The sequence below is a fragment of the uncultured Ruegeria sp. genome, assembly GCF_947500045.1.
GTDB lineage: Bacteria > Pseudomonadota > Alphaproteobacteria > Rhodobacterales > Rhodobacteraceae > Ruegeria.
Map to the genome: position 1 here is coordinate 51,055 of NZ_CANMQQ010000015.1, position 22,084 is coordinate 73,138.

At 56.4% G+C, this 22,084-nt stretch carries 20 protein-coding genes; 14 read left to right on the plus strand and 6 right to left on the minus strand.

Going from position 1 to position 22,084, the window contains the following annotated elements:
- Positions 1-4 precede the first annotated feature (4 nt).
- The 4 genes from Q1B46_RS19680 to Q1B46_RS19695 form a co-directional block, all read right to left on the minus strand.
- Positions 5-538, minus strand: coding sequence for a TRAP transporter small permease (locus tag Q1B46_RS19680; RefSeq protein ID WP_299950993.1), 534 nt, complete (start codon positions 536-538; stop codon positions 5-7).
- 71 nt (positions 539-609) lie between these two features.
- A complete protein-coding gene (locus tag Q1B46_RS19685; protein ID WP_299950996.1) occupies positions 610-1,587 on the minus strand; it encodes a TRAP transporter substrate-binding protein in 978 nt (325 codons plus the stop codon).
- A gap of 51 nt (positions 1,588-1,638) precedes the next feature.
- Positions 1,639-2,889: an FAD-binding oxidoreductase gene (locus Q1B46_RS19690; protein ID WP_299950999.1), complete on the minus strand. Its 1,251-nt coding sequence runs from the start codon at positions 2,887-2,889 to the stop codon at positions 1,639-1,641.
- The gene (locus Q1B46_RS19695; RefSeq protein ID WP_299951002.1) at positions 2,886-4,019 is read right to left on the minus strand and encodes an enolase C-terminal domain-like protein; all 1,134 of its coding nucleotides are present in this window, start codon (positions 4,017-4,019) and stop codon (positions 2,886-2,888) included. The genes Q1B46_RS19690 and Q1B46_RS19695 overlap by 4 nt, the downstream gene beginning before the upstream one ends.
- Before the next feature lie 96 nt (positions 4,020-4,115).
- On the opposite strand from Q1B46_RS19695, the gene Q1B46_RS19700 reads away from it, so the two are divergent.
- Positions 4,116-5,036, plus strand: a complete 921-nt coding sequence (locus Q1B46_RS19700; protein ID WP_299951005.1) for a LysR family transcriptional regulator — start codon at positions 4,116-4,118, stop codon at positions 5,034-5,036.
- On the opposite strand, the gene Q1B46_RS19705 is transcribed toward Q1B46_RS19700, so the two are convergent.
- Positions 4,997-6,691 (minus strand): thiamine pyrophosphate-binding protein, encoded by a 1,695-nt coding sequence (locus tag Q1B46_RS19705; RefSeq protein ID WP_299951008.1) that lies wholly within the window; start codon positions 6,689-6,691, stop codon positions 4,997-4,999. The two genes, Q1B46_RS19700 and Q1B46_RS19705, sit on opposite strands and share 40 nt — an antisense overlap.
- Before the next feature lie 110 nt (positions 6,692-6,801).
- Here Q1B46_RS19705 and Q1B46_RS19710 point away from each other — a divergent pair, with 110 nt between their 5' ends.
- From Q1B46_RS19710 to glnT, 13 genes are all read left to right on the plus strand, one after another.
- Entirely contained in the window at positions 6,802-7,506 is a 705-nt protein-coding gene (locus Q1B46_RS19710; protein WP_299951011.1) for a GntR family transcriptional regulator, read from the plus strand.
- Positions 7,503-8,216, plus strand: coding sequence for an aspartate/glutamate racemase family protein (locus Q1B46_RS19715; RefSeq protein WP_299951014.1), 714 nt, complete (start codon positions 7,503-7,505; stop codon positions 8,214-8,216). Before Q1B46_RS19710 ends, Q1B46_RS19715 begins: the two co-directional genes overlap by 4 nt.
- A gap of 150 nt (positions 8,217-8,366) precedes the next feature.
- The gene (locus Q1B46_RS19720; RefSeq protein WP_299951016.1) at positions 8,367-8,765 is read left to right on the plus strand and encodes a 5-carboxymethyl-2-hydroxymuconate Delta-isomerase; all 399 of its coding nucleotides are present in this window, start codon (positions 8,367-8,369) and stop codon (positions 8,763-8,765) included.
- A 3-nt stretch (positions 8,766-8,768) separates the two neighbouring features.
- Positions 8,769-10,280, plus strand: coding sequence for a 5-carboxymethyl-2-hydroxymuconate semialdehyde dehydrogenase (gene hpaE, locus Q1B46_RS19725; RefSeq protein ID WP_299951019.1), 1,512 nt, complete (start codon positions 8,769-8,771; stop codon positions 10,278-10,280).
- A 42-nt stretch (positions 10,281-10,322) separates the two neighbouring features.
- A complete protein-coding gene (gene hpaD, locus Q1B46_RS19730; protein WP_299951022.1) occupies positions 10,323-11,174 on the plus strand; it encodes a 3,4-dihydroxyphenylacetate 2,3-dioxygenase in 852 nt (283 codons plus the stop codon).
- A gap of 89 nt (positions 11,175-11,263) precedes the next feature.
- On the plus strand, positions 11,264-12,118 hold the full coding sequence (locus tag Q1B46_RS19735) for a fumarylacetoacetate hydrolase family protein (RefSeq protein ID WP_299951025.1): 855 nt from the start codon (positions 11,264-11,266) through the stop codon (positions 12,116-12,118).
- A complete protein-coding gene (hpaH, locus tag Q1B46_RS19740) occupies positions 12,115-12,915 on the plus strand; it encodes a 2-oxo-hept-4-ene-1,7-dioate hydratase (RefSeq protein WP_299951031.1) in 801 nt (266 codons plus the stop codon). The genes Q1B46_RS19735 and hpaH overlap by 4 nt, the downstream gene beginning before the upstream one ends.
- Positions 12,916-12,924: 9 nt before the next feature.
- On the plus strand, positions 12,925-13,992 hold the full coding sequence (locus tag Q1B46_RS19745) for an aldolase/citrate lyase family protein (RefSeq protein ID WP_299951034.1): 1,068 nt from the start codon (positions 12,925-12,927) through the stop codon (positions 13,990-13,992).
- A 190-nt stretch (positions 13,993-14,182) separates the two neighbouring features.
- The gene (gene pta, locus Q1B46_RS19750) at positions 14,183-15,190 is read left to right on the plus strand and encodes a phosphate acetyltransferase (protein ID WP_299951037.1); all 1,008 of its coding nucleotides are present in this window, start codon (positions 14,183-14,185) and stop codon (positions 15,188-15,190) included.
- A 243-nt stretch (positions 15,191-15,433) separates the two neighbouring features.
- Positions 15,434-16,363 (plus strand): glutamine amidotransferase family protein, encoded by a 930-nt coding sequence (locus tag Q1B46_RS19755; protein ID WP_299951040.1) that lies wholly within the window; start codon positions 15,434-15,436, stop codon positions 16,361-16,363.
- Between the two features lies 1 nt (position 16,364).
- Positions 16,365-17,048, plus strand: coding sequence for a protein GlxC (locus tag Q1B46_RS19760; protein ID WP_299951043.1), 684 nt, complete (start codon positions 16,365-16,367; stop codon positions 17,046-17,048).
- Positions 17,049-17,068: 20 nt separating this feature from the next.
- On the plus strand, positions 17,069-18,400 hold the full coding sequence (locus tag Q1B46_RS19765) for an FMN-binding glutamate synthase family protein (protein ID WP_299951156.1): 1,332 nt from the start codon (positions 17,069-17,071) through the stop codon (positions 18,398-18,400).
- A gap of 78 nt (positions 18,401-18,478) precedes the next feature.
- Positions 18,479-19,807 carry a type III glutamate--ammonia ligase gene (glnT, locus tag Q1B46_RS19770; RefSeq protein ID WP_299951045.1) on the plus strand — a complete coding sequence of 443 codons (1,329 nt, stop codon included), beginning with the start codon at positions 18,479-18,481 and terminating at the stop codon, positions 19,805-19,807.
- A gap of 16 nt (positions 19,808-19,823) precedes the next feature.
- Here the strand turns inward: glnT and Q1B46_RS19775 are convergent, their stop codons facing one another.
- On the minus strand, positions 19,824-21,881 hold the full coding sequence (locus Q1B46_RS19775) for an adenylate/guanylate cyclase domain-containing protein (RefSeq protein WP_299951048.1): 2,058 nt from the start codon (positions 21,879-21,881) through the stop codon (positions 19,824-19,826).
- Positions 21,882-22,084 lie beyond the last annotated feature (203 nt).

Sequence of the window (22,084 nt, forward strand, 5' to 3'; positions counted from 1 at the left end):
GCTCTTATTCTCCGTGGCTCTGATCGGCCAGATCGCGGGTGATACGATGGTCACCTTTGAACAAGACATGGAACAGGTGATCTGTCAGCGCGATTGCAAGGATTATCGCGCCGATCAGCATGGTTGATTGCGGTATCCAAAGGGCGGTTTTGTCCTGCCCCTGGCTTATGTCGTTGAACTTCCAGCTCCAGAACACGAAGCGATATGCATACCAGCAGAAATACCACATGACGGCAGAACCGATGGCAAAACACCAGATTTCGAGAATTCGGCGAAATCCAACGGGTACCGAATTCAAAAGGATGGAAACCCGGATGTGGCTGCCCCGGTTCAGGGCGTTGGCAAACGCCAGAAAAGAGGCGGCAGCCATCGCGTATCCAGCATAATCCGGCGCGCCAGGAAAGACCTCTCCGGTCCAGCGGGCCAGCATTTGGACCACGATGAGCAATAAAATGGCAATCAGGCTAAGTGCGGCCAGAACGCCCGCTGCCTGATAGATGAAATCCAGTACGGACCGAAGCCCACGTAATGCCGCCATACCGTCCCCGCTTGGGTTTTGATCGAGTGCAGAATGGGCGGCGGAGGTGCCCGCCGCCCATTACTCAGTCGTTACTGAGAAGAGTTGAACGCATCGACGATGGCTTTGCCTTCGTCACCAGCGGCTTCAAGCCATTCATTGGTCATGGTGACGCCGATCTCTTTCAGCTCATTCGTCATCTGCTCCGAGGCTGGACCAACAGTCATACCGCCATCGCGCAGACCCTGCAGGGTAAAGCCGGTATATTCCTTGGCACGCCAGTTTCCGGCATATTCGGCCAGTTCTGCACAACCCTTGATGACGTTCTTGCTGGCATCCGAAACGCCAGCCCAGACATCCGAATTCACCATCACGTAGTTGCGCGGCAGCCAAGCATCTACTTCATAGAAATAATTCAGGCTTTCCCAGACCTTGCGGTCATAGCCGGTTGAGCCGGACGACACCATTGAGTCCGCGACACCAGTGGCAAAAGCCTGGCTGATTTCTGCAGCCTCAATTGTGACCGGCAGCATCCCTGTAAGTTCGGCCAACCGCGACGTGGCGTTGTTGTAGGACCGGAACTTGATGCCTTCCATTTCAGCGACCGAGTTCACCTCGTCCTTGAAGTAAAGGCCCTGAGGCGGCCATGGCACTGCATAAAGCAGGGTCAGGTTCTGTTCAGCCAACAGCTTTTCGATCGAAGGTTTGGCCGCGTCCCAAAGCTTGGCGCTATCATCAAATGACGTTGCCAGAAACGGAATCGAGTCAAACCCGAACAGCGCGTTTTCGTTCTGATGACCGGATAACAAACGCTCACCAATCGGGGCCTGCCCGGTTTGGATCGCGCGCTTGATATCGCCCCCCTTGAACAGAGAGCCCGAGGGATGCGTGACGATTTCAATCTCACCACCTGTACCGGTGGTCACGCATTTGGCGAATTCGGCGCCCGTGGCCGAGTGGAAATTTGATGCCGAATAGGCCATCGGCATGTCCCATTTCTCGGCCATCGCCGGTGCGGCTGCGGCAGCTGTCAGCGCGGTTGCCGCCAGAAGGCTTGTCAATTTCTTCATTATCTTCTCCCTGTTGAATGTCGAGTTGCCGATATTTCTCTGCAACCGTTTTTATGTTGCGAACCGTGAGGGTGCGTAGACGCTCATGTCCGTGTTCGGGGTTCTGCCCGCAATCATTTGCGCAAGAAGTCTCCCCGTTTTTGGCCCGCCTGTCAGGCCGATATGGTGATGGCCAAAGCCCATATATGCACCGTTGATACCCGGAGCCTCACCAATGATCGGGATCGAGTCAGTCGGTGCAGGGCGGTGCCCCATCCATTCCACTTCCTCCTTCCAAGTCAAACCCGGGAAGGCCATCCGGGCGTTCTTGCGCATCAGTTCAAATGGCGCGCGAGACGGCGGCGCACCAAGCCCGCCAAATTCCACGATGCCCGCCAGCCGAATGCGCCCGTCCATCGGTGTCGCGACAAATTTGCCCGAAACCACCATGACAGGACTGCGTGGCGTGGCAGAAGGCTCTACAAGTTCAAGATGATAGCCGCGTTCGCTTTCAAGGGGAACAGAAACGCCCAAACGCTTGGCCAGAGGTCCAGACCAGACGCCCGCAGTTACGATCACGGTGTCACATGCAATTGTTTCACCACCTGCACGAACGCCGGTTGCTTTACCGTTCTCTTGAACCACATCATCGACAGCGGCACGCAGAATGGTGCCTCCATTTGCTTCCACATGTGCCGCCAGATCTTTGACATAACGACCTGGATCCGTGATATGACCATGATCCGAGAGTTTCGCCGCAAAGCCGATATCTTCACTATAAACGGGATCATAGGCGTGAAAGGCGGGGCCTTCCAGCTCGTCCCATGTGAACCCATTCCTGCGCCGGACGTCCCATCCAAACGCATCGTCTTTGTAGTGAGCCCGATCTTTGTACAGAAACAAGTAGTCTGATGGCATGATCCATTTTTCGGCCCCTGTGCCATCGGCCAGTGCTTTGTGATCGTTCAGACTGTCGCCAATGACAGGTGTCAAAGCCGAAGCTATGCGCCCGACATCTGCAGCATTTGCATGGCTCAAATAACGCGTCATCCACGGGATCAACTTTGGAAGGTACCCCCATTTCAGAAACAACGGCTGCGACGGGCTGAGAAGCATTCCGGGCGCTTTTCTCAGCAGCCCCGGCACTGTCACCGGAACAATCGAACAGGATGCCAATACGCCCCCGTTGCCGTGCGAGGTGCCTTCACCCGGTCCCGCCTTATCGATCAGGGTTACATCGTGACCGTCACGTTGCAGCCAAACCGCAGCAGAAACGCCAACGATCCCCGCGCCAATGATGACTATGGTCTTTTTGCCGCTCACGCCGCCACCGCCTTGGTTATTGCATAATGCTCCAGCTTGGACAGGTCGGGCCTGCTGCCCAAACCGGGCCCTTCAGGCACCACGACCTGGCCATCGCTTATCTGGAAAGGCTCTTCCAAAATATCTTCTTTCAGGAAGTAAGAAGCTTGATAAAACTCACAGCCTAATGTGATTTCAGGTGTTGCAGCGATCATGTGCGTGCCCGCCAGATGTGCTAATCCGGCTTCGAACATATCCCCGCCATAGGCTGTCAGACCATGCGCGGCAGCGATACGGGCAACAGTCTGCCCGCGTGTCGGGCCGCCCGACTTCATGATTTTCACGGAAACCCCGTCACAAATACCTTCACGCGCCGCCCGCTCCATATCTTCAGGGCCAAAGACACTTTCGTCAGCCAACAGCGGCACATCGATCATTTGTCTCAGTTTGCGCATCATACCAAAATGATGAGCGCGTACGGGTTGTTCGATGAAATCCGGGGTGAACTGTGCGACGTCACGAACCCGCGCCGGTGCGTCCTCGATGCTGAGCCCTTGGTTATAGTCCACACGGACTGAGAAATCCGGGTGATTCTGTGCAAGATACTCCAGCCGCATGATGTCGAAAGCGTGGTCCTTGAACCCGGTCTTGAGCTTTACGATCCCAACACCATCCGCCTGCAATCGCGCCAGCAATTCGATGTCTTGCGTAAAATCCGGGTTCGCAATCGAACAGCTGAGCGGAATGGCCTCCCGGCACTGTCCGCCCAGAAGGGACCATACAGGAACTCCACCGATCCTGCCGGCAAGATCCAACAAAGCCGTTTCCAACGCCGCTTTGGCCTCGGTGCAGTGTGCCACTGCATGGGCCGCCCGCGCCATGATTGCGGAACGCTCACCGACTTTGGCCCCAACGACAAGGGGCCGCAAATAGCGATCGAGGGCAGCATAGGTGGCTTCGGGTGTACCGGTGAAAACGGACCAGGGCGAGGCTTCGCCAAACCCCTCACTGCCGTCTTCGGACCGCAGTCGCAGAACAACCACTTCGCAGACACCTTCGACCGACCCGATGCCGTGATCCCGACGGGACGTGACCGGCAATTCAAGGTGCCAAAGATCGTACCCAATAATTTTCTGCGTCAGATCGCCCATTGAACCCCCTGCCAGTGGCAGAAGCCTGCCTTGACCAGATTATCATTTCAAATATTATTTTATCGCGAGATCATCAGAAAAAGTGATGCATTAAATATGTCCCTGCGTTTTCGTCAGCTACAAGCCTTTCACGCCATAATGGAGACCGGAACCGTAACGGGTGCGGCCTCGGTCCTTGGAATATCGCAACCGGGTATCAGCAATCTGCTGGCACAGCTTGAACGCGAGGCACGGCTACCCCTGTTTGAGCGCAACAAAGGCCGCCTGCTTCCCACCCCCGAAGCCGAGCTTCTTTATCGCGAGGTCGACACGGTCGTTCGCGGGCTTGATCATGTGGCGCAGGCTGTGACTGACCTGCAGAACAAGCATCCCGGTCAATTGCAGGTTGCTGCGCCTCATTTGTTGTCCTTCGGCTTTATGCCGCGTGAAATTGCGCGCTTTGCTAAAAGTCGCCCGAACCTCTCGGTCAGCTTTCAATCGCAATATTCATCCAAGATTCAAGAGTGGGTGATCTCGGGCCTGTTTGAAATTGGTATTGTCGAGATGCCCATTCTGCATGACACGTTAAGCTATCAGGTCTTTCAGTTCGAAACGCTGGCCACCTTTCCGGAAAACAGCCATTTGGCTGCCTATGATGTGCTAACGCCCGAAATTCTGGAAAACGAGCCGTTCATTGTGATGGGTCCTGAACACCAAACTCACCGACGGACGCGGGACATTTTTCAATCGGCGGAACGCACTTGGCGGACACAGATTCACACCCATCTGTCAGAAAACCTGCTGAGTTTCGTCAAACAAGGTATGGGGGTCGCAATGATCGACCCCTTCACCGTCACTTTTGATGGTGAAAGCGGATATCAGACCCGGCCCTTCCGACCTGCGGTGATGTTAGATATGGCTATCATCACCGCCAAAGGACGCCCCCTTTCAACGATCGGTCAGGATTTTCTAGCCCAGCTTACAACTTCGATTGCCACCTACGCGACCCATTCCGAAACCGGGGCAGCAGCCTCGTGAAGTGGTTGTGAATGGATGTCGACCAAGGTTGGCCCATCATGCTCGACGGCTTGTTTCAAGACTTTGGGCAACTCTTCGGGATCTTTCACTGTCCATGATTTCACACCAAATGCCTCGGCAACGGCGGCGTGGTTGGTGCGGTTGAAATCGACATTGTAAAATCGCTGACCAAACCCTGCGTTCTGCCCCGCTTTGATCCATCCAAAAGTCGAGTTCGAGAACACAATCGAGGTAATCGGCATGTTGTGCCGCACCATGGTTTCGAACTCACCGCAGGTAAATCCAAAAGAACCATCGCCCATCACGGACAGGGTTTTCACCGAAGGCCGCCCGACATGCGCGCCCATGGCAGCACCCAGTGAAAACCCCAGCGCACCATGCGCCCGGTTCGTGATGAAGTGCCGCCCTGATTTTCGCCAGCGGTAATGCGCGCTGAAATAGGGACAGGGTGTACCGGGATCGGCGACGACAATCGCATCATCATCCAGAATGTCCATCAACGCAGCCATCACCGCTTCGGGACGGATTGGTGTTTCGCGGCTGGCGGCAAGTGGGCTGAAAGCAGCAATTTTGGCCGCCCAAGCAGCGGTGGCTTTGGTTGCACCACCTAGCTGTGGCAGATCATGCCGTGCTTCCAGCGCCCTTGCCAAAGCTTCAAGCGCAAGACGGGCGTCGGCACATATCGCTACTTCTGTCGGATAGTTGGCGCCGATCACCATCGGGTCGCTATCGATATGAATGATGGTGGCATTGCGCGCGGGGCTTCTCCAGCGTTCTGTGGTAACTGATCCAGCACGACACCCGATGAACAAGACCACATCGGCCTCGTCCACTACAGCGCGGGTTGCAGGCACCCCGCCGTTCGATCCTACTACACCAAGGGCAAAAGGGTCCGTCTCGGCAATAGACCCCTGCCCTGACACCGTCGTGGCAACTGGCATGTCCAGCAGGTCTGCAACTCGGCGCAGCGCGTCGCTTGCCCCGGACAGAACCGGCCCTCCCCCACAGATGGCCACCGCGGATTTAGCATTTGCAAGAACGTCCGCCGCTGCCTCGATCGCATCCAAATCAGGCCCCGCGCGTTCCGCCGGATAGCTGCGATGCCGGGCATCCGCCCAAATCTCTGACTCGTCGACCTGCGCTTTTTGGGTGTCAAATGGCAGTGCCAGATGAGTCGCTCCGGGTGTTCCGGTTGTCATCGCCCGGAACGCTTCACGCACCATGGCAGGCAGCCGCCTCGCATCGTCCAAAGACGCGTTCCATTTGGCCAATGGCTTGAACAGCGCAGGCTGGTCAAGTTCCGTCAAAGGGTACTTTCCACGGCTGGTCGTCGCCACATCGGAGGTGATTGCCAGAATGGGGACCGAGCTTTCGTTGGCCTCGACCACACCCGGCAGAATGTAAGTTGCCCCACCTCCGGATGGGCCTTCGCACACGCCGGGTTTGCCCGTCACCCGGGCATAGCCATCTGCCATATAGGCCGCGTGCCGCTCATCCCGCGTCAGGGTGTGTTGAATGCCGTGATCCATCCGCGCCAGCGCGTCATAGAATGGCAAGGTTGTATCGCCGCACAGGCCAAACATGTGTTTCACACCATGTGCCTCGAGCATACGAACCATTGCCTCAGCTCCGGTCAGGTAATTCGTTCCAGTCATGGTCGGTAACTCCTTTGATTCCATCTGCACACAGAACTGTATACAGTTTTGTATATTGATTTCAAGAATGACCTGTGGCACCTGTAGACCAAAGTGCAAAGGACGGTATTATGGCGGGTCCACGCGTTGATGATATCTATGATCAGGTAAAGGCGATGGCAGTTTCATTTCGCCTGCGCCCCGGTGATCGACTAAATGAGGTAGCGCTGTCCAAAGATCTGGGGGTCAGCCGCACCCCCTTGCGTGAGGCACTGAACAGGCTGGTGGCCGAACGGTTGTTCGATTTCCGCCCGGGGCAAGGTTTCTTCTGCCGTCCGCTGGATGCCCAGAGCGTGTTCGATCTGTTCGAACTGCGCCAAATCATCGAAACCGCTGCCGCACGTATCGCCTGCACCAAGGCCTCGGCAGCTCAACTGCAGGCGCTTAACGATGAGCTTTATGCGACAGGCATAGATATTACTGGGCTCACCGTCCAAGAGGCCGTGACCCGGGACGAGGCGTTCCATCTAGGCATCGCCAAGCTATCGGGCAATATGGAGCTGCTACAGACCCTGACGCGGATCAACGAACGCATTCGCTATATCCGCTGGATCTCCATGAGCCTTGACCGGGTTCAGCGCTCAAAAGACGAACATAAACGTGTCATGCAGGCCTTGATGGACCGCGATCCGGATGAGGCCGCACATATACTAGGTGCTCACATCAACAAGCGTATGGATCAGGTGCAGGACGCCGTGCGCCATGGAATATCCAGTATTTACATGGAAGGGTCCGATAAGATCTCGACCCGCATTATTCAGGAGGCGCAGCCATGATCGCTCAGGGTGGAAAATCCATCTACGGTGCGTCTGTTGGCATACTGATGCTGGACGCGCAGTTCCCGCGAATACCTGGCGACATGGGCAATGCACAAACCTGGCCATTCCCGGTGCTCTACCGTGTCGTGCGGGACGCCTCACCCGATCTTGTGGTCCGGCATCGGGCCGAGGGGATGCTGGGCGCGTTTATCGATGCCGCCCGAGACCTCGTCAAAGACGGGGTGGATGGGATCGCCACCAATTGCGGTTTCCTCTCGCTGTTTCAAAAGGAACTGTCCGAAGCTGTATCCGTCCCGGTCGCAACCTCCTCTCTGATGCAGGTCGAGATGGTCAATCGGATTTTGCCCGCGGGGAAACGCGCCGGAGTGCTGACCATATCCGCTTCAACACTGACCAAAGACCACCTGACAAGCGCCCATGTGCCCGACGGCACACCAATTGGCACAACCGAAGACGGCAGCGAATTCACCTCGGCGATCCTTGGAAATAGGCTGACACTGGATGTAGACAAAGCCCGCGTCGACAATGTCGAAGCAGCACTTGCGTTGCAGTCCGGCAACCCGGACCTTGGGGCCATTGTGTTGGAATGCACAAACATGTGCCCCTACGCGCTGGATATTCAGAAGGCGACAGGCCTGCCGGTTTTTTCCATCGTGACCTTCGTAAACTGGTTTCAGGCCGGGCTGATTCCACCTGCGTATCCTTAGGACCTCGCATTGCCGGACGCCTTCGCGCGGGCATGGCCAATAGGCCTTTGACGCCAACTCCTCCTTCTCACTGATTAATATGTTAAGGAATGCGCTTGACCTCTGGCAATATTTTACTTAACATGTTTATTAATAAAGCAGTGAGGAACCATGCCGCATTTTCACGTCGAATACTCGGGGAACCTCGAAGATATCGTGGACATGGGCGGCTTGTGCGAATGCATCCGCGCAACAGCAGCCGGCATTGACACGTTCCCGATGCCGGGCATTCGCGTGCGCGCGGTGCGGGTTGATCACTATGCCATCGCCGACGGAAACCCGGTGCATGGATTTATCGACATCTCGGTCCGTATCCGCGCGGGCCGTTCCGCCGACATAAAACAGGACGCTACCCAGCGCATTTTTGAGGCGGTCGGCGCATATCTGGCCCCGGCCATGACGCGCCACTCAATCGCATTGTCGCTTGAAATGCGCGACATCGACCCCGAACTTTCGCCTAAAACTGGCACCATCCGGGATCACTTGGGTGTGCCCCCGCAGGAGACCTGACGCATGAGCGCACTGGACACAAACATCGAAAAACTGACCGGATATTTGGCCCGGTTCCAGGACACAGGGATCAAGAACCGGATCAACGGCAAAGATCGCGACGGGTCCGGTGGCGTGTTTCAATCGACAACACCCGTTGACAAATCCACTATCTGCGACGTAGCCCGCAGCACCGAGACCGATGTGGATGCAGCGGCACAGGCCGCACGGGATGCCTTTCCAGCCTGGCGCGACTTGCCCGCGACGGAACGCAAGAAAATTCTGATCAACATTGCAGATGCGATCGAAGCCCGCGCCGAAGAGATTGCCCTGTGCGAATGCTGGGACACGGGTCAGACTTGGCGCTTCATGTCCAAGGCAGCTTTGCGCGGGGCTGAGAACTTTCGCTACTTTGCCGATCAGGTGGTGCAGGCGCGAGACGGGCAGCAATTGAAATCGCCGACGTTGATGAATGTCACCACCCGTGTACCCATTGGCCCGGTGGGTGTGATCACCCCTTGGAACACACCGTTCATGCTCAGCACCTGGAAAATCGCACCCGCGCTGGCGGCGGGCTGTACGGTGGTTCACAAACCGGCCGAGGACAGCCCCCTGACCGCCCGTCTGTTGGTGGAGATCGCGGAAGAGGCCGGGCTGCCGCCAGGGGTTTTGAACACCGTGAACGGCTTTGGTCATGATGCCGGCAAGCGCCTGACCGAACATCCTGCGATCAAGGCAATCGCCTTTGTTGGAGAAAGCCGCACCGGAAGCATCATCACCAAGCAAGGGGCAGATACACTCAAGCGGATGCACCTTGAACTGGGCGGCAAAAACCCGGTTGTCGTGTTTGATGACGCCGATCTGGATCGCGCACTGGATGCGGTGATCTTCATGATCTATTCGATCAATGGTGAACGCTGCACGTCATCATCCCGCCTGTTGGTGCAGGACACCATCAAGGAAGAATTCGAGGCCCGCCTGATCGAGCGTGTAAACAATATCAAGGTTGGCCATCCACTGGACCCAGCAACCGAGATCGGACCGATTGTAACCGAAGAACACTATGACAAAGTCACCAGCTACTTCGACATTGCAAAAGAAGACGGTGCGACAGTCGCTGCGGGCGGCGTAAAGGTCGGCGACGAAGGCTATTTCGTCCGCCCGACCCTGTTCACCAATGCCACCAACCAGATGCGGATCGCACGCGAGGAAATCTTTGGTCCGGTGCTGACTTCGATCCCCTTTTCGACCGAAGAAGACGCGCTGGCCATGGCAAACGACACTGACTACGGCCTGACCGGCTATGTCTGGACCAACGATCTGGCGCGCGCGCTGCGCTTTACTGACAAGCTTGAAGCTGGAATGATCTGGGTAAACTCGGAGAACGTCCGGCACCTGCCCGCCCCGTTTGGTGGAGTAAAGGCCTCGGGCATCGGGCGCGACGGCGGTGATTGGAGCTTTGAGTTCTATATGGAGCAAAAGCACATCGGCTTTGCCACCGGACAACATAAAATCATGCAACTGGGTAAGCTATAATCGGCCAGCCCGCTCGAAAGACTGGAAATTCAGGAGGAGACCATGGGAGAAATTGTTCTAGCGGCAAAGATGACCCACGTGCCCACTCTGCTCATGTCCGAGCAGGAAGGGCCGATCAAGGGCAAGCGCCAACCAGCAATTGACGGCCATCGCGAAATCGCGCGACGCGCCAAGGAGCTGAGTGTGACCACGGTGATAATCTGCGACACCCATTGGGTGATCAACGCCGGTTTCCACATCAATGCAAACGAAAAGTTCGAAGGGATGTTCACCTCGAACGAGTTCCCTCAGTTCATTCAGAACCTGCCATATTCCTATCGGGGGAACCCCGAAATGGGGGATGCTATTGCCAAGATAGCTTCGGACAAAGGCGCCTATACGCTTGCGCACCACCTCGACAGCCTTGAGTTGGAATATGGCACGCTGGTTCCGATGCGGTTCATGAGTCGCGAGCATGACATGAAGGTCGTTTCGGTCGCTGCATGGGCAACGGTTCACGGACATGACGAAAGCCGGATCATAGGCGAAGCCATCCGCGAGGCGGTCGAAGCCAGTGATGAAAAAGTGCTGTTGGTTGCATCTGGTTCCCTGTCGCACAAGATCTGGGCCAACAAGGATTACGCCGCCAACAATGGCACCTTCACGATCAGTTCGGAATTCAACCGCCAGATGGACCTGCATGTTCTTGAAATGTGGAAGAACGGCGATCACGCCACTTTCCTGAAAATGCTGGGCGACTATGCCGAATACTGCTGTGGCGAGGGTTCGATGCACGATACGGCGATGCTGTATGGCGCGTTGGGATGGGATGCCTATGACGAGAAATGCGAGGTCGTGACCGAGTATTTCCCAAGCTCGGGCACAGGCCAAACCAATGTCATTTTCCCTGTCTAACCAAGTGATCTGCTGAAACAGAACGCGCGTCTGGCCATAAATAAATGTAATGCAGCGGGGCCCGGCCCGGTTGATGAGGACTGAATCCAATGCGCTTTGCGACCTACACCGCCAATGAGAATACATTCTACGGTGTTGCAACCGATGACGGGATGATTGCCCTGTCGCCCGAGTTCCCCCAATGGCCCTCTCTTTACGATGTCGTGGCTGCAGGCGCACTGGACCAGCTAGCAGCAGCCGCTCAAGGCCGGCAGGTTACACATACCGAGTTCACCTATGAAATGGTCATGCCCAATGCGCGGCGCATCCTGTGCGTTGGGGTGAACTTCCCTGACCGGAACGCCGAATACAAGGACGGTAGCGCACAGCCGAAATACATGTCGCTGTTTCCACGGTTCGCCAGTGGATTTACGGGGCACGAACGAAACCTTATTCGCCCTCCTGAAAACCACACACTGGATTACGAAGGCGAAGTCGCAATTGTCATTGGCAAAAAAGGGCGCCGCATCCCACAGGAACAGGCCTATGACCACATTGCCGCGCTGACATTGTGCAACGAAGGCACCATCCGCGATTGGGTTCGGCATGCAAAGTTCAATGTCACGCAAGGCAAGAATTGGGACAATTCCGGCGCGATCGGCCCGTGGCTGGTTCCATTTGCCGACGCCTCTCAACTGGATGACGCCCGTATCGTTACCCGCGTGAATGGCGAGGTACGTCAGGACGATACCCTGAACCGGATGATGTTTCCGATCCGACGCGAGATCGAATATATCTCGACCTTCATGACACTGCAGCCCGGAGATATCATCGTCACAGGCACGCCCACCGGCGCGGGCGCACGGTTCGATCCGCCCAAATACCTCAAACCCGGTGATGTGGTCGAAGTCGAAGTCGAGGGGATTGGCACCCTGCGCAACGGCATTGAGGACGAGGTCGTATGACACCGGCAGAGCATGCAATAGCCGCTGCTGATCTGCTAAGTGCCGAACGCACCGGCAAACAGATCGGCCTTTTGACATTACGCCACCCGAACATGGGGATGGATGATGCTTACGAGGTGCAGAACGCCATCTATCGCGCCAAATTGGCTGAGGGTCGCAAAGTGATCGGGTGGAAGATCGGCCTGACTTCGAAAGCGATGCAATATGCGCTTAACATCGACATCCCTGACAGCGGAATCCTGTTCGACGACATGATGTTTGACAGCGGCGCAACCGTGCCTGCGGGACGGTTCATTCAGCCCCGCATCGAGGCTGAGATCGCTTTTGTCACGAAATCATCGCTGGGTGGGGATACGGTGACCCGTGAAGATGTGATTGCAGCCACCGACTATGTCACCCCCGCCTTTGAAATCCTCGACACCCGGATACTGCGCGTGGACCCTGAGACGGGGAAGACCCGAACCGTGTTCGATACCATCAGCGACAATGCGGCCAATGCCGGTGTTGTACTGGGAACCGCCCGCCATAAGATTGATGCCATCGATCTGCGCTGGATCGGGGCGCTGACCTTCCGCAATGGTGAAATAGAAGAGACCGGGCTGGGTGCGGGCGTGCTAAACGACCCGATTGAAAGTGTGGTTTGGCTGGCCCGTCGCATGGCTACCTATGGTCAGAGTATCGAACCCGGCCAGATCATCCTGTCCGGTAGCTTCATCCGACCGGTCGAATGCCCTTCCGGAGCTGAAATCCACGCTGATTTCGGAACGTTTGGGTCCGTTGATATTTGCTTTGCCTAGAAAGGGTTCATGATGCCTGCCCCTACGAACCGCTTTAAGATCGCCCTGAACGAAAAACGCCCGCAAATCGGCTGCTGGATTGGTCTGGCTGACGCGTATGCCGCCGAAATCTCGGCGACCGCCGGGTTCGACTGGTTATTGGTTGATGGCGAGCACGCTCCGAACGATTTGCGCTCGATCCTGGAACAGGTACGTGTGATCGAGTCGTCCGACAGCATTCCCCTCGCCCGTCTTCCGATAGGCGAAACCTGGATGATCAAGCAATATCTGGACGCCGGTATTCAGAGCCTGCTGATACCGATAGTTGAAAGCAAAAATCAAGCCGCCGAACTGGTGCGGGCAGTTCGGTATCCGCCAAATGGTGCGCGCGGTGTCGGTTCATCGCTGGCGCGCGCCTCGCGTTTCGCGGCGATTCCCGATTATCTGACCACTGCCGATGATCAAATATGTCTGATCGCGCAGGTGGAAAACCGGGCGGGGATGGCCGAGCTCGACGGCATTCTAGAGACCGATCTTGATGGGGTTTTCATTGGCCCAGCTGATCTGGCTGCCGATATGGGTCATATTGGCCAGGCAGACCACCCTGAGGTCAAAACCGCGGTGCTTGAATCCATAAGGCGCATCGTCGCCTCAGGCAAAGCGGCTGGAATCCTGACCACAGACCCTGAAATGCAACGCGAATGCCTTGATCTGGGCGCAACCTTTATCGCCACCGATATTGATGTAACCCGGTTCGCAACGGCCATGCGTACCAGCGCCAAACAAGCTCTGAACCTTCTGCCTGACCAGAAAGCGACAGGTCAAATGGCATCGACCAATGGCGGTAGATACCTGCAGCAACTTTGCAAACATTGGTCACACAAGGCCGATGCAGAATTTAGCGATACACATGGTCGGATCAGATTTGCCGATGGCAAAACACTCGAAATGTCTGCAGCCGAAGATCATCTTGCGATTGTTGCGACTACGGGTCCGCGCGGTGATCTGGACCGTTGGAAACAAGTAATCGAACAACATCTCTTGCGCTTTGCGTTCCGCGAAGACTGCATTTTGCACTGGGATCAAAACACGTCCTGATCCCCCACCTATGCCTGTTGATGGAACAGCGATTGGTCGCAGACCAACAGCGCCGCGCCGTTTAACGCATTGAAGACCGCAAAAGTTTGTGACACCAACAGTCGCAATGCAGCTAGTGAAGTTTGAGGGGGCAGATGCCACTCGCCGCGACCGGGCATCATGCCGTTGCATATAAAGAAGGACGGGGCGAATGACCTTAACTCCGATCGAATTGCTTAAGGCGAATGCGCCAACCACCCGTCCTGTTGTCGCGCTCAGCGAAGGGGCTGATCCTCGGGTTGTGGCCGGTGCGCTGGCGGCGCATCATGCCGGAGTTGCTGATATCATTCTTGTCGGCCCGGAACCCGAAGTCGAAGCCGCCTTGCAGGCCGAGGGCGCGTCAGCGGGCAATGGCATCTCGATCCATGATCCGGCACAATCATCGCTGACCGAAACTTTTGCTGCCGAATACCACAACCTGCGCAAGCACAAGGGTATTGACGAAGCAAAGGCCCGGCAGGCAGCCGAAACGCCGCTGGTCTACGCGGCGATGCTGGTCCGACTTGGGCACGCGACCGGCACGGTGGGTGGCGCTGTCCACACGACCGGCGATGTTGTCAGAACTGCGATTCAGGTTATCGGTATGAAGCCTGGCGCGGGAATGGTGTCATCGTTCTTTTTGATGTACCCGCCCGAAATCGCGCAACCAGGTGCGCGCGCGATGCTGTATTCCGATTGCGGCCTGGTTATCGACCCGAATTCGGAAGAATTGGCAAACATTGCCGCCGCATCCGCAGCTTCGGCCCACGCGTTGCTGCGGGAAGAACCAAAGATCGCAATGCTAAGCTTTTCGACCAAAGGCAGCGCCCGGCACCCGTCAGTCGACAAGGTGATAAACGCGACAAATATACTCCGCGAGAGACACCCCAACTTGAATGTAGATGGTGAACTGCAATTCGACGCCGCCTTTGTTCCCTCGATTGGCGAGCGAAAATCGCCCGGATCGGCAGTTGCAGGACAAGCGAACGTCAAGATATTCCCAAATCTCGACGCAGGAAATATCGGCTACAAAATGACCCAACGACTGGGCGGTTATCTGGCGATTGGTCCGGTACTTCAGGGCCTCGCCAAGCCGGCCAACGACCTTTCACGCGGCTGCAGTGCCGAGGACGTGAGCCAGATCATCGCGGTGACCATCTTGCAGGCGCTCGAAACCTGAAAAACTGCAGCTGACCTGCCATGTTGGGCAGGTTTGTCACCCCTACACGATAGCAGAAGAACCAACGGTTTTCCGTCCGCCTGCACGCTACCCCGTCGCTAGCCAAACGGGTCAATAAGCGCGCCTGCGTCAGTCTGCATAAAGAATTGCCTTCCAGGAAATATATTTTCCTGTGATTATTGATGCGCTTTCACTTTATTGGTACCGTCGAATCAGAACAATCACCCAAGGAGATCGCCAGCCATGTGCGGAATTGTTGGATTATTCCTCAAAGACCAGTCCCTGGCGCCTAAGCTGGGCACTATGTTGACGGATATGCTTATCACCATGACAGACCGTGGCCCCGACAGCGCGGGAATCGCTATTTACGGGGATGGCACTTCCAAAGCTGCCAAACTGACCGTGCAATCAGCCAACCCCGACCGTGATTTTTCCGGGCTGGCCGAGGACTTGGGGCAGGCTCTGGCAACTTCTGTGACGCAATCTGTCAATGACACGCACTGTGTTCTCCATCTGCCCGCCGATCAGTTCGAGGCCGCGCGTGCCGTCTTGTCTGAAATTCGACCCTCGATCCGGATCATGAGCCGAGGAGAGACGTTGGAGATCTATAAAGAAGTTGGCTTGCCCAAAGAAGTAGCCACCCGTTTCAACCTAAGCAGCATGAGCGGGACACATGGCATTGGCCATACACGCATGGCGACCGAATCCGCAGTGACAACCATGGGTGCGCATCCCTTCAACACCGGATCGGATCAGTGTCTGGTTCACAATGGCTCATTGTCCAACCACAATTCACTGCGTCGAAAGCTGCGCCGTGAAGGTGTGACCATTCAAACCCAAAACGACACCGAGGTTGGCGCGGCATACCTGACCTGGAAGATGATGAATGGTGCCGATCTGGGCGAAGCGCTTAAGTCCAGCCTGGATGATCTGGACGGTTTTTTTACCTTCGTGGTCGGTACCAAAGACGGATTCGGCGTGGTTCGTGACCCAATCGCCTGCAAACCCGCGGTCATGGCGGAAACTGACCAATACGTGGCCTTCGGCAGCGAATATCGTGCTTTGGTGAACCTGCCCGGGATCGAACAGGCGCGCGTCTGGGAACCTGAACCCGCCACCGTTTACTTCTGGTCCCACAACAACAGCCCCACGACGCACGAAAGGGCCGCCTGATATGCAGACATATGATCTCGAAGCGAACGGTCTTAGCGGGTTGAACTCGACGCTGCAGTCCCAAAACACCGAAACCAACCAGACAAGTTGGGAAGTCGTAAATCCCAAAGGCAGCCATGCGATCGCTGTAGGTCTTGATGCACCGATCGAAGTAACGGTCAAAGGTTCGACTGGCTACTATTGCGCCGGTATGAACCAGCAGGCGACGATCAGGGTCGAGGGATCAGTTGGCCCCGGGGTTGCGGAAAACATGATGTCTGGCGAGGTTATCGTAGATGGTGATGCCAGCCAGTACGCCGGTGCAACCGGTCACGGTGGATTGCTGGTCATCAAGGGCAATGCCAGCTCGCGTTGTGGTATCTCGATGAAGGGAATCGATATTGTTGTGCATGGCAACATCGGACACATGTCGGCCTTCATGGCACAAGCGGGCAATCTGGTCGTATGCGGAGATGCCGGTGACGCGCTGGGAGATTCTCTTTACGAAGCACGTCTGTTTGTGCGCGGCACGGTCCAAAGCCTGGGTGCAGATTGCGTTGAAAAGGAGATGCGGCCCGAGCACCTCGAAGTTTTGAAGGACTTGCTGGATCGTGCTGGCTGTGACGCTAAGCCCGAAGAGTTCCGGCGCTATGGCTCAGCCCGCCAGCTTTACAACTTCGACGTCGACAATACCGCTGCTTACTGAAGAAGAAGGGCATGAAAGATATGGACGATCAGATCCCTCGTACCGTGCCGATTCAGTCGGCGACATTCACTAATCCGATCAACGCCGAGATCCGTCGCGCCGCTGCGACCGGCATCTATGACATTCGCGGTGGTGGCGCCAAACGCAAGGTACCGCACTTTGACGACCTGTTGTTTCTGGGTGCATCAGTCAGCCGGTATCCCTTGGAGGGCTATCGGGAACGCTGCGACACCTCGGTAACTCTGGGCACACGTTTTGCCAAAAATCCCATTCATTTGGACATTCCGATCACGATTGCAGGCATGAGCTTTGGTGCGCTGTCTGGTCCTGCGAAAGAGGCACTGGGTCGTGGGGCTTCGATGGCAGGGACATCGACCACCACCGGCGATGGTGGCATGACGCCCGAGGAGCGTGGCCATTCCAGCAAGCTGGTCTACCAATATCTGCCCTCGCGCTATGGCATGAACCCCAATGATCTGCGCAAAGCGGACGCCATCGAAGTCGTCGTGGGTCAAGGTGCGAAACCCGGTGGCGGGGGCATGTTGCTGGGGCAGAAAATATCTGATCGCGTGGCCGAAATGCGGACATTACCCAAAGGGATAGATCAGCGTTCGGCCTGTCGTCACCCTGACTGGACCGGGCCGGATGATCTCGAAATCAAGATACTTGAGTTGCGCGAAATCACCAATTGGCAGGTGCCGATCTACGTAAAAGTCGGTGCCACGCGGCCCTACTACGACACTGCTTTGGCCGTTAAGGCAGGCGCGGATGTCGTCGTGATGGATGGGATGCAAGGGGGTACTGCAGCCACGCAGGATGTGTTCATCGAACATGTCGGCATCCCCACCCTCGCCTGTATCCGGCCTGCCGTTCAGGCCTTGCAGGACTTGGGCGTGCATCGCGAGGTGCAACTGGTGATCTCGGGCGGTATCCGAACCGGGGCCGATGTCGCCAAGGCGATGGCTCTTGGTGCGGATGCAGTGTCGATTGGCACAGCTGCGATGATTGCGATCGGTGACAATGACCCGAAGTGGGAGGCCGAGTACCAAAAGCTCGGGTCAACAACCGGGGCGTATGATGACTGGCACGAAGGGCAGGACCCGGCGGGGATCACCACTCAGGATCCCAAGCTGGCGGCGCGCCTTGATCCGGTAGATGCAGGCCGCAGACTACGCAATTATCTCAAGGTTATGACGCTTGAGGCGCAGACAATCGCGCGCGCCTGCGGACATAACCACTTGCACAACTTGGAACCGGAAGACCTTTGCGCGCTGACGATGGAGGCAGCGGCGATGGCCAAAGTACCCCTAGCCGGCACCGACTGGTATCCAGGTAAAGGCGGAGGGTACTGAACAAACAAAGGGCGGGGTTTCGCAACGCGGACCGCGCCTTTTTCATTTTTTAGACCAACAGGGAAAGGGAAGCCGACCATGACCATAGATCTGGCAGCTTTCGCCAAGGAAAAAGGCGTCAAATATTTCATGATTTCGTTCACCGACCTGTTCGGTGGGCAGCGGGCCAAGCTGGTTCCCGCGCAGGCAATTGCGGATATGCAGGAAGAAGGGGCAGGTTTCGCCGGGTTTGCGACCTGGCTGGACATGACCCCCGCGCATCCCGACATGTTGGCAGTACCGGATCCGTCATCGGTGATCCAACTGCCGTGGAAACCCGATGTCGCCTGGGTGGCTGGCAATTGTGTAATGGAAGGCGAAGACGTCGCGCAAGCACCGCGCAATGTGTTGCGCCGTCTGATCAGCGAGGCAGCCGACGAAGGTCTGCACGTGAAAACGGGCATCGAGGCAGAGTTCTTTCTGCTGTCCCCGGACGGTGAACAGATCAGCGATCCGTTCGATACCGCCGAGAAACCTTGCTACGACCAACAGGCAGTGATGCGCCGTTATGATGTGGTGCGTGAGATCTGCGACTACATGCTGGAATTGGGCTGGGGTCCGTACCAGAACGACCACGAAGACGCGAACGGGCAGTTCGAAATGAACTGGGAGTTCGATGACGCCCTGCGCACGGCAGATAAGCATTCCTTTTTCAAGTTCATGACCAAGTCGGTGGCCGAAAAACACGGGCTACGCGCCACGTTCATGCCAAAACCGATCGAAGGTCTGACAGGCAATGGCTGCCACGCCCATATTTCGGTCTGGGATGCGCCGGGAGCGGACGCAAAGATCAACGTGTTTGCCGGTGAAGGTGGCGGCCCGACAGGTGAACTGGGTCTAGCCGAGCAGGGAAAACATTTTCTCGGCGGCATCATGAAACATGCCAGCGCTTTGGCGGCGATCACGAATCCCACAGTGAATTCCTATAAGCGCATCAACGCGCCGCGCACGATGTCAGGGGCCACGTGGGCGCCCAATACGGTCACCTGGACGGGCAACAACCGGACGCACATGGTGCGCGTCCCGGGACCAGGCCGGTTCGAGCTGCGCCTGCCCGACGGTGCAACCAATCCATATCTGCTGCAGGCCGTGATAATTGCGGCCGGTCTGTCAGGTATCCGTTCAAAGGCGGACCCGGGAAAGCGGTACGATATCGACATGTATGCTGAGGGCCACAAGGTACGCGGAGCACCGAAACTGCCGCTTAATATGCTCGACGCGCTACGCGAATACGACAAGGACAAAGAGCTAAAAGCGATGATGGGTGCCGAGTTCTCATCTGCCTTCTTGAAAATGAAACATCAGGAATGGAACTCGTTCGTTTCCCATTTCTCGCGCTGGGAAAAAGATAACACGCTGGATATCTAACACGCTATCGGTCGCTTCACTTTGACTCCGCCACTGCAACACCTTTCCAGTCAGCTGGTGGAGGCGTGGATATATATTCCGAAGCACGTTCTTTCATAACGGCTGAAACAGGGTCCGCGCCACGGGCTTTTTCCGCAGCAACAAAAGCCAGGATTGCTGCATCGAAACGGCGATTTCGATAGTGTTCCAGACCCTCTTCATAAGCCGCAATCCAAGGATATGTTCCTTGGGATTTGTCGGCCATTGCAATCAGTTCGTAAATGACAAGGCCGCCAGTTCGACCAAAGACAGCCAATGTGTCAAGCTCACGAACAATGATTGAATCACCAGCCGCACGACGGGTTTCCGGACCGATCAGAACCGAGGAGCCATAGACCTTGTTGACGCCTTCCAAACGGCTCGCAATGTTTACAGCGTCACCAATAGCTGTGTAGTTCAATCGCTCTTCCGAACCGATATTTCCGACCAGCGCCTCGCCTGTGTTTAGCCCCACGCGGATGCTCAGCGGGTGTCCTTCATCATCCTTGATGCCCGTCGCAGCGACCGACTCGACAAGGTCCAAAGCCGCCCGGCAGGCATTTTCGGCATGATTAGGATCTGCACGCGGCGCGCCCCAGAAGGCCATGACCGCATCGCCCATGAACTTATCAATCGTTCCATCATGCCGCGCGATCGCTGACGATGCAGCACTGAAGAACGGCGCCATCAACTTAACGATTTCAGGCCCAAGTTTTTCTGAAAGCCCCGTAAAACCGGCCACGTCGCAAAACAGAACCGAAATCCGCTTGATCTCTCCACCTGGCTGCGTGTTGATCCCCTCTGCGACCAGCATCCGGACAAGATCAGTCGGCACATATTTGCGAAAAGCTGACAGGCCAGCCGCCATGTTTGCCGTGGCCGCTGAAAGGTTCGAAAGTTCCCTGAGTTTTGAGGGTCGGCTCGTGATTTTTTCGGTATCAAACCGCTCGACCCGGCTCAGGTCTTCGACGATGCGCGCCAAGGGGTTTGAAACAACTGTTCTAACCAGCCAAATGGCCAACCCCGTCGCCACAATGACGACACCAACCAGAATATAGAGCAGATTCACCAATGTCTCGTCGATCCCTGACAAGAAGGTAGACTCGGGAATAACAGTGGCAACACGCCACCCATAAAACCCAAGCGGCGTCAGCGCGACCGCATAGGGTACTCCATCGCTGACTACCCTTGTCGTGGAGTTCATTGTTGCGCGCGCGTTCGAATTCCCCAGAAGTTGCTGCCCTGACAACTTGGCAACCTCGAAAAGTTCGCCTTCGCCCATGCGCGCGGGCGTGACCTCATCCGCGTCTGGGTCCGGAACCGCAATCACATTCCCCTCGGCGTCCAGAATAAAAGCGGCGCCAAATTCACCTGGTCGCAAGGTGCCGAGAAAACGCGACAGACGATCAGTTTCGATGGCCACCGCCAGTACACCTTGTCGTCTGCGATTTACATCCACAGGGCCCGCAAACGCATAAACGGTCCTGTGGCTGCCGGGCAGATCGCGGGCCTCGATCCAGTCCGCTGTGCTCAGACCTATGAAGTTATCAAACCATGCGTGTTCACGTGGGTCATAGGTGGTGGGAGAGAAACTCCGCTCCTCAAACTGAATATCACCAGGGATAAAGATGTATCGGTCAGTCCGCAGCATGCCATCTTGGATTTCGCTATCAATCTCGATCATCTCAAGCCCACCATCCCCCAAACGGTGCGCCGCGAAGAAATTTCCGTCCGGCCAGCCGAACATGATCCATGAGATGTTGGGTTGTGCCTGCAGTTGCGAAAGAAAAACAAACTCTCGCTTGTCGGCTTGTCGCGTCGCGATGACGTCCTGAACAAAGATCGTTCGCACTGCCGCCCATGCCGCCTCAGCCGATCTGAGCGTCAGCCCGACTTCGATCCGGACGGTATTCGCGATCTGGCTATTGATCTCGGCTGCAAGCATCCGGCTGTTTTCGCGTGCAGTCGTCCACCAAAGCGAATGTACGACAAAGGTCGACACGCCAATTGACAGCGCAACCAGCATTGTCACCGCAACCCCTACGCTGATCCGCATCTTTGCTCCGGAATTGTGTTTGGAAATTGGAATTGCGAAATGGCCAAATCGAACCTCGTTGCCGCTGCCCGTTCTATCGGGCGAAAGTGGCTATTATTACCGGCCCACACAATACGCGATCAAACAGGGCAAATTCTACATGGCCCGAGCCACAGACTGAATTGCCGCGCTAAATGGGCTTACTTGTCCGCGCATGATGGCAC

Excerpts from the sequence above, each read along its gene's own strand:
- glnT (WP_299951045.1), top strand. The coding sequence starts at position 18,479 with ATGACCATAGATCTGGCAGCTTTCGCCAAGGAAAAAGGCGTCAAATAT.
- Q1B46_RS19715 (WP_299951014.1), top strand. The coding sequence starts at position 7,503 with ATGATCGCTCAGGGTGGAAAATCCATCTACGGTGCGTCTGTTGGCATA.
- pta (WP_299951037.1), top strand. The coding sequence starts at position 14,183 with ATGACCTTAACTCCGATCGAATTGCTTAAGGCGAATGCGCCAACCACC.
- Q1B46_RS19775 (WP_299951048.1), bottom strand. The coding sequence starts at position 21,881 with ATGCGGATCAGCGTAGGGGTTGCGGTGACAATGCTGGTTGCGCTGTCA.
- Q1B46_RS19765 (WP_299951156.1), top strand. The coding sequence starts at position 17,069 with ATGGACGATCAGATCCCTCGTACCGTGCCGATTCAGTCGGCGACATTC.
- Q1B46_RS19745 (WP_299951034.1), top strand. The coding sequence starts at position 12,925 with ATGATGCCTGCCCCTACGAACCGCTTTAAGATCGCCCTGAACGAAAAA.
- hpaH (WP_299951031.1), top strand. The coding sequence starts at position 12,115 with ATGACACCGGCAGAGCATGCAATAGCCGCTGCTGATCTGCTAAGTGCC.
- Q1B46_RS19760 (WP_299951043.1), top strand. The coding sequence starts at position 16,365 with ATGCAGACATATGATCTCGAAGCGAACGGTCTTAGCGGGTTGAACTCG.
- Q1B46_RS19695 (WP_299951002.1), bottom strand. The coding sequence starts at position 4,019 with ATGGGCGATCTGACGCAGAAAATTATTGGGTACGATCTTTGGCACCTT.
- Q1B46_RS19685 (WP_299950996.1), bottom strand. The coding sequence starts at position 1,587 with ATGAAGAAATTGACAAGCCTTCTGGCGGCAACCGCGCTGACAGCTGCC.
- hpaE (WP_299951019.1), top strand. The coding sequence starts at position 8,769 with ATGAGCGCACTGGACACAAACATCGAAAAACTGACCGGATATTTGGCC.
- Q1B46_RS19700 (WP_299951005.1), top strand. The coding sequence starts at position 4,116 with ATGTCCCTGCGTTTTCGTCAGCTACAAGCCTTTCACGCCATAATGGAG.
- Q1B46_RS19755 (WP_299951040.1), top strand. The coding sequence starts at position 15,434 with ATGTGCGGAATTGTTGGATTATTCCTCAAAGACCAGTCCCTGGCGCCT.
- Q1B46_RS19710 (WP_299951011.1), top strand. The coding sequence starts at position 6,802 with ATGGCGGGTCCACGCGTTGATGATATCTATGATCAGGTAAAGGCGATG.
- Q1B46_RS19735 (WP_299951025.1), top strand. The coding sequence starts at position 11,264 with ATGCGCTTTGCGACCTACACCGCCAATGAGAATACATTCTACGGTGTT.
- Q1B46_RS19705 (WP_299951008.1), bottom strand. The coding sequence starts at position 6,691 with ATGACTGGAACGAATTACCTGACCGGAGCTGAGGCAATGGTTCGTATG.
- hpaD (WP_299951022.1), top strand. The coding sequence starts at position 10,323 with ATGGGAGAAATTGTTCTAGCGGCAAAGATGACCCACGTGCCCACTCTG.
- Q1B46_RS19720 (WP_299951016.1), top strand. The coding sequence starts at position 8,367 with ATGCCGCATTTTCACGTCGAATACTCGGGGAACCTCGAAGATATCGTG.
- Q1B46_RS19680 (WP_299950993.1), bottom strand. The coding sequence starts at position 538 with ATGGCGGCATTACGTGGGCTTCGGTCCGTACTGGATTTCATCTATCAG.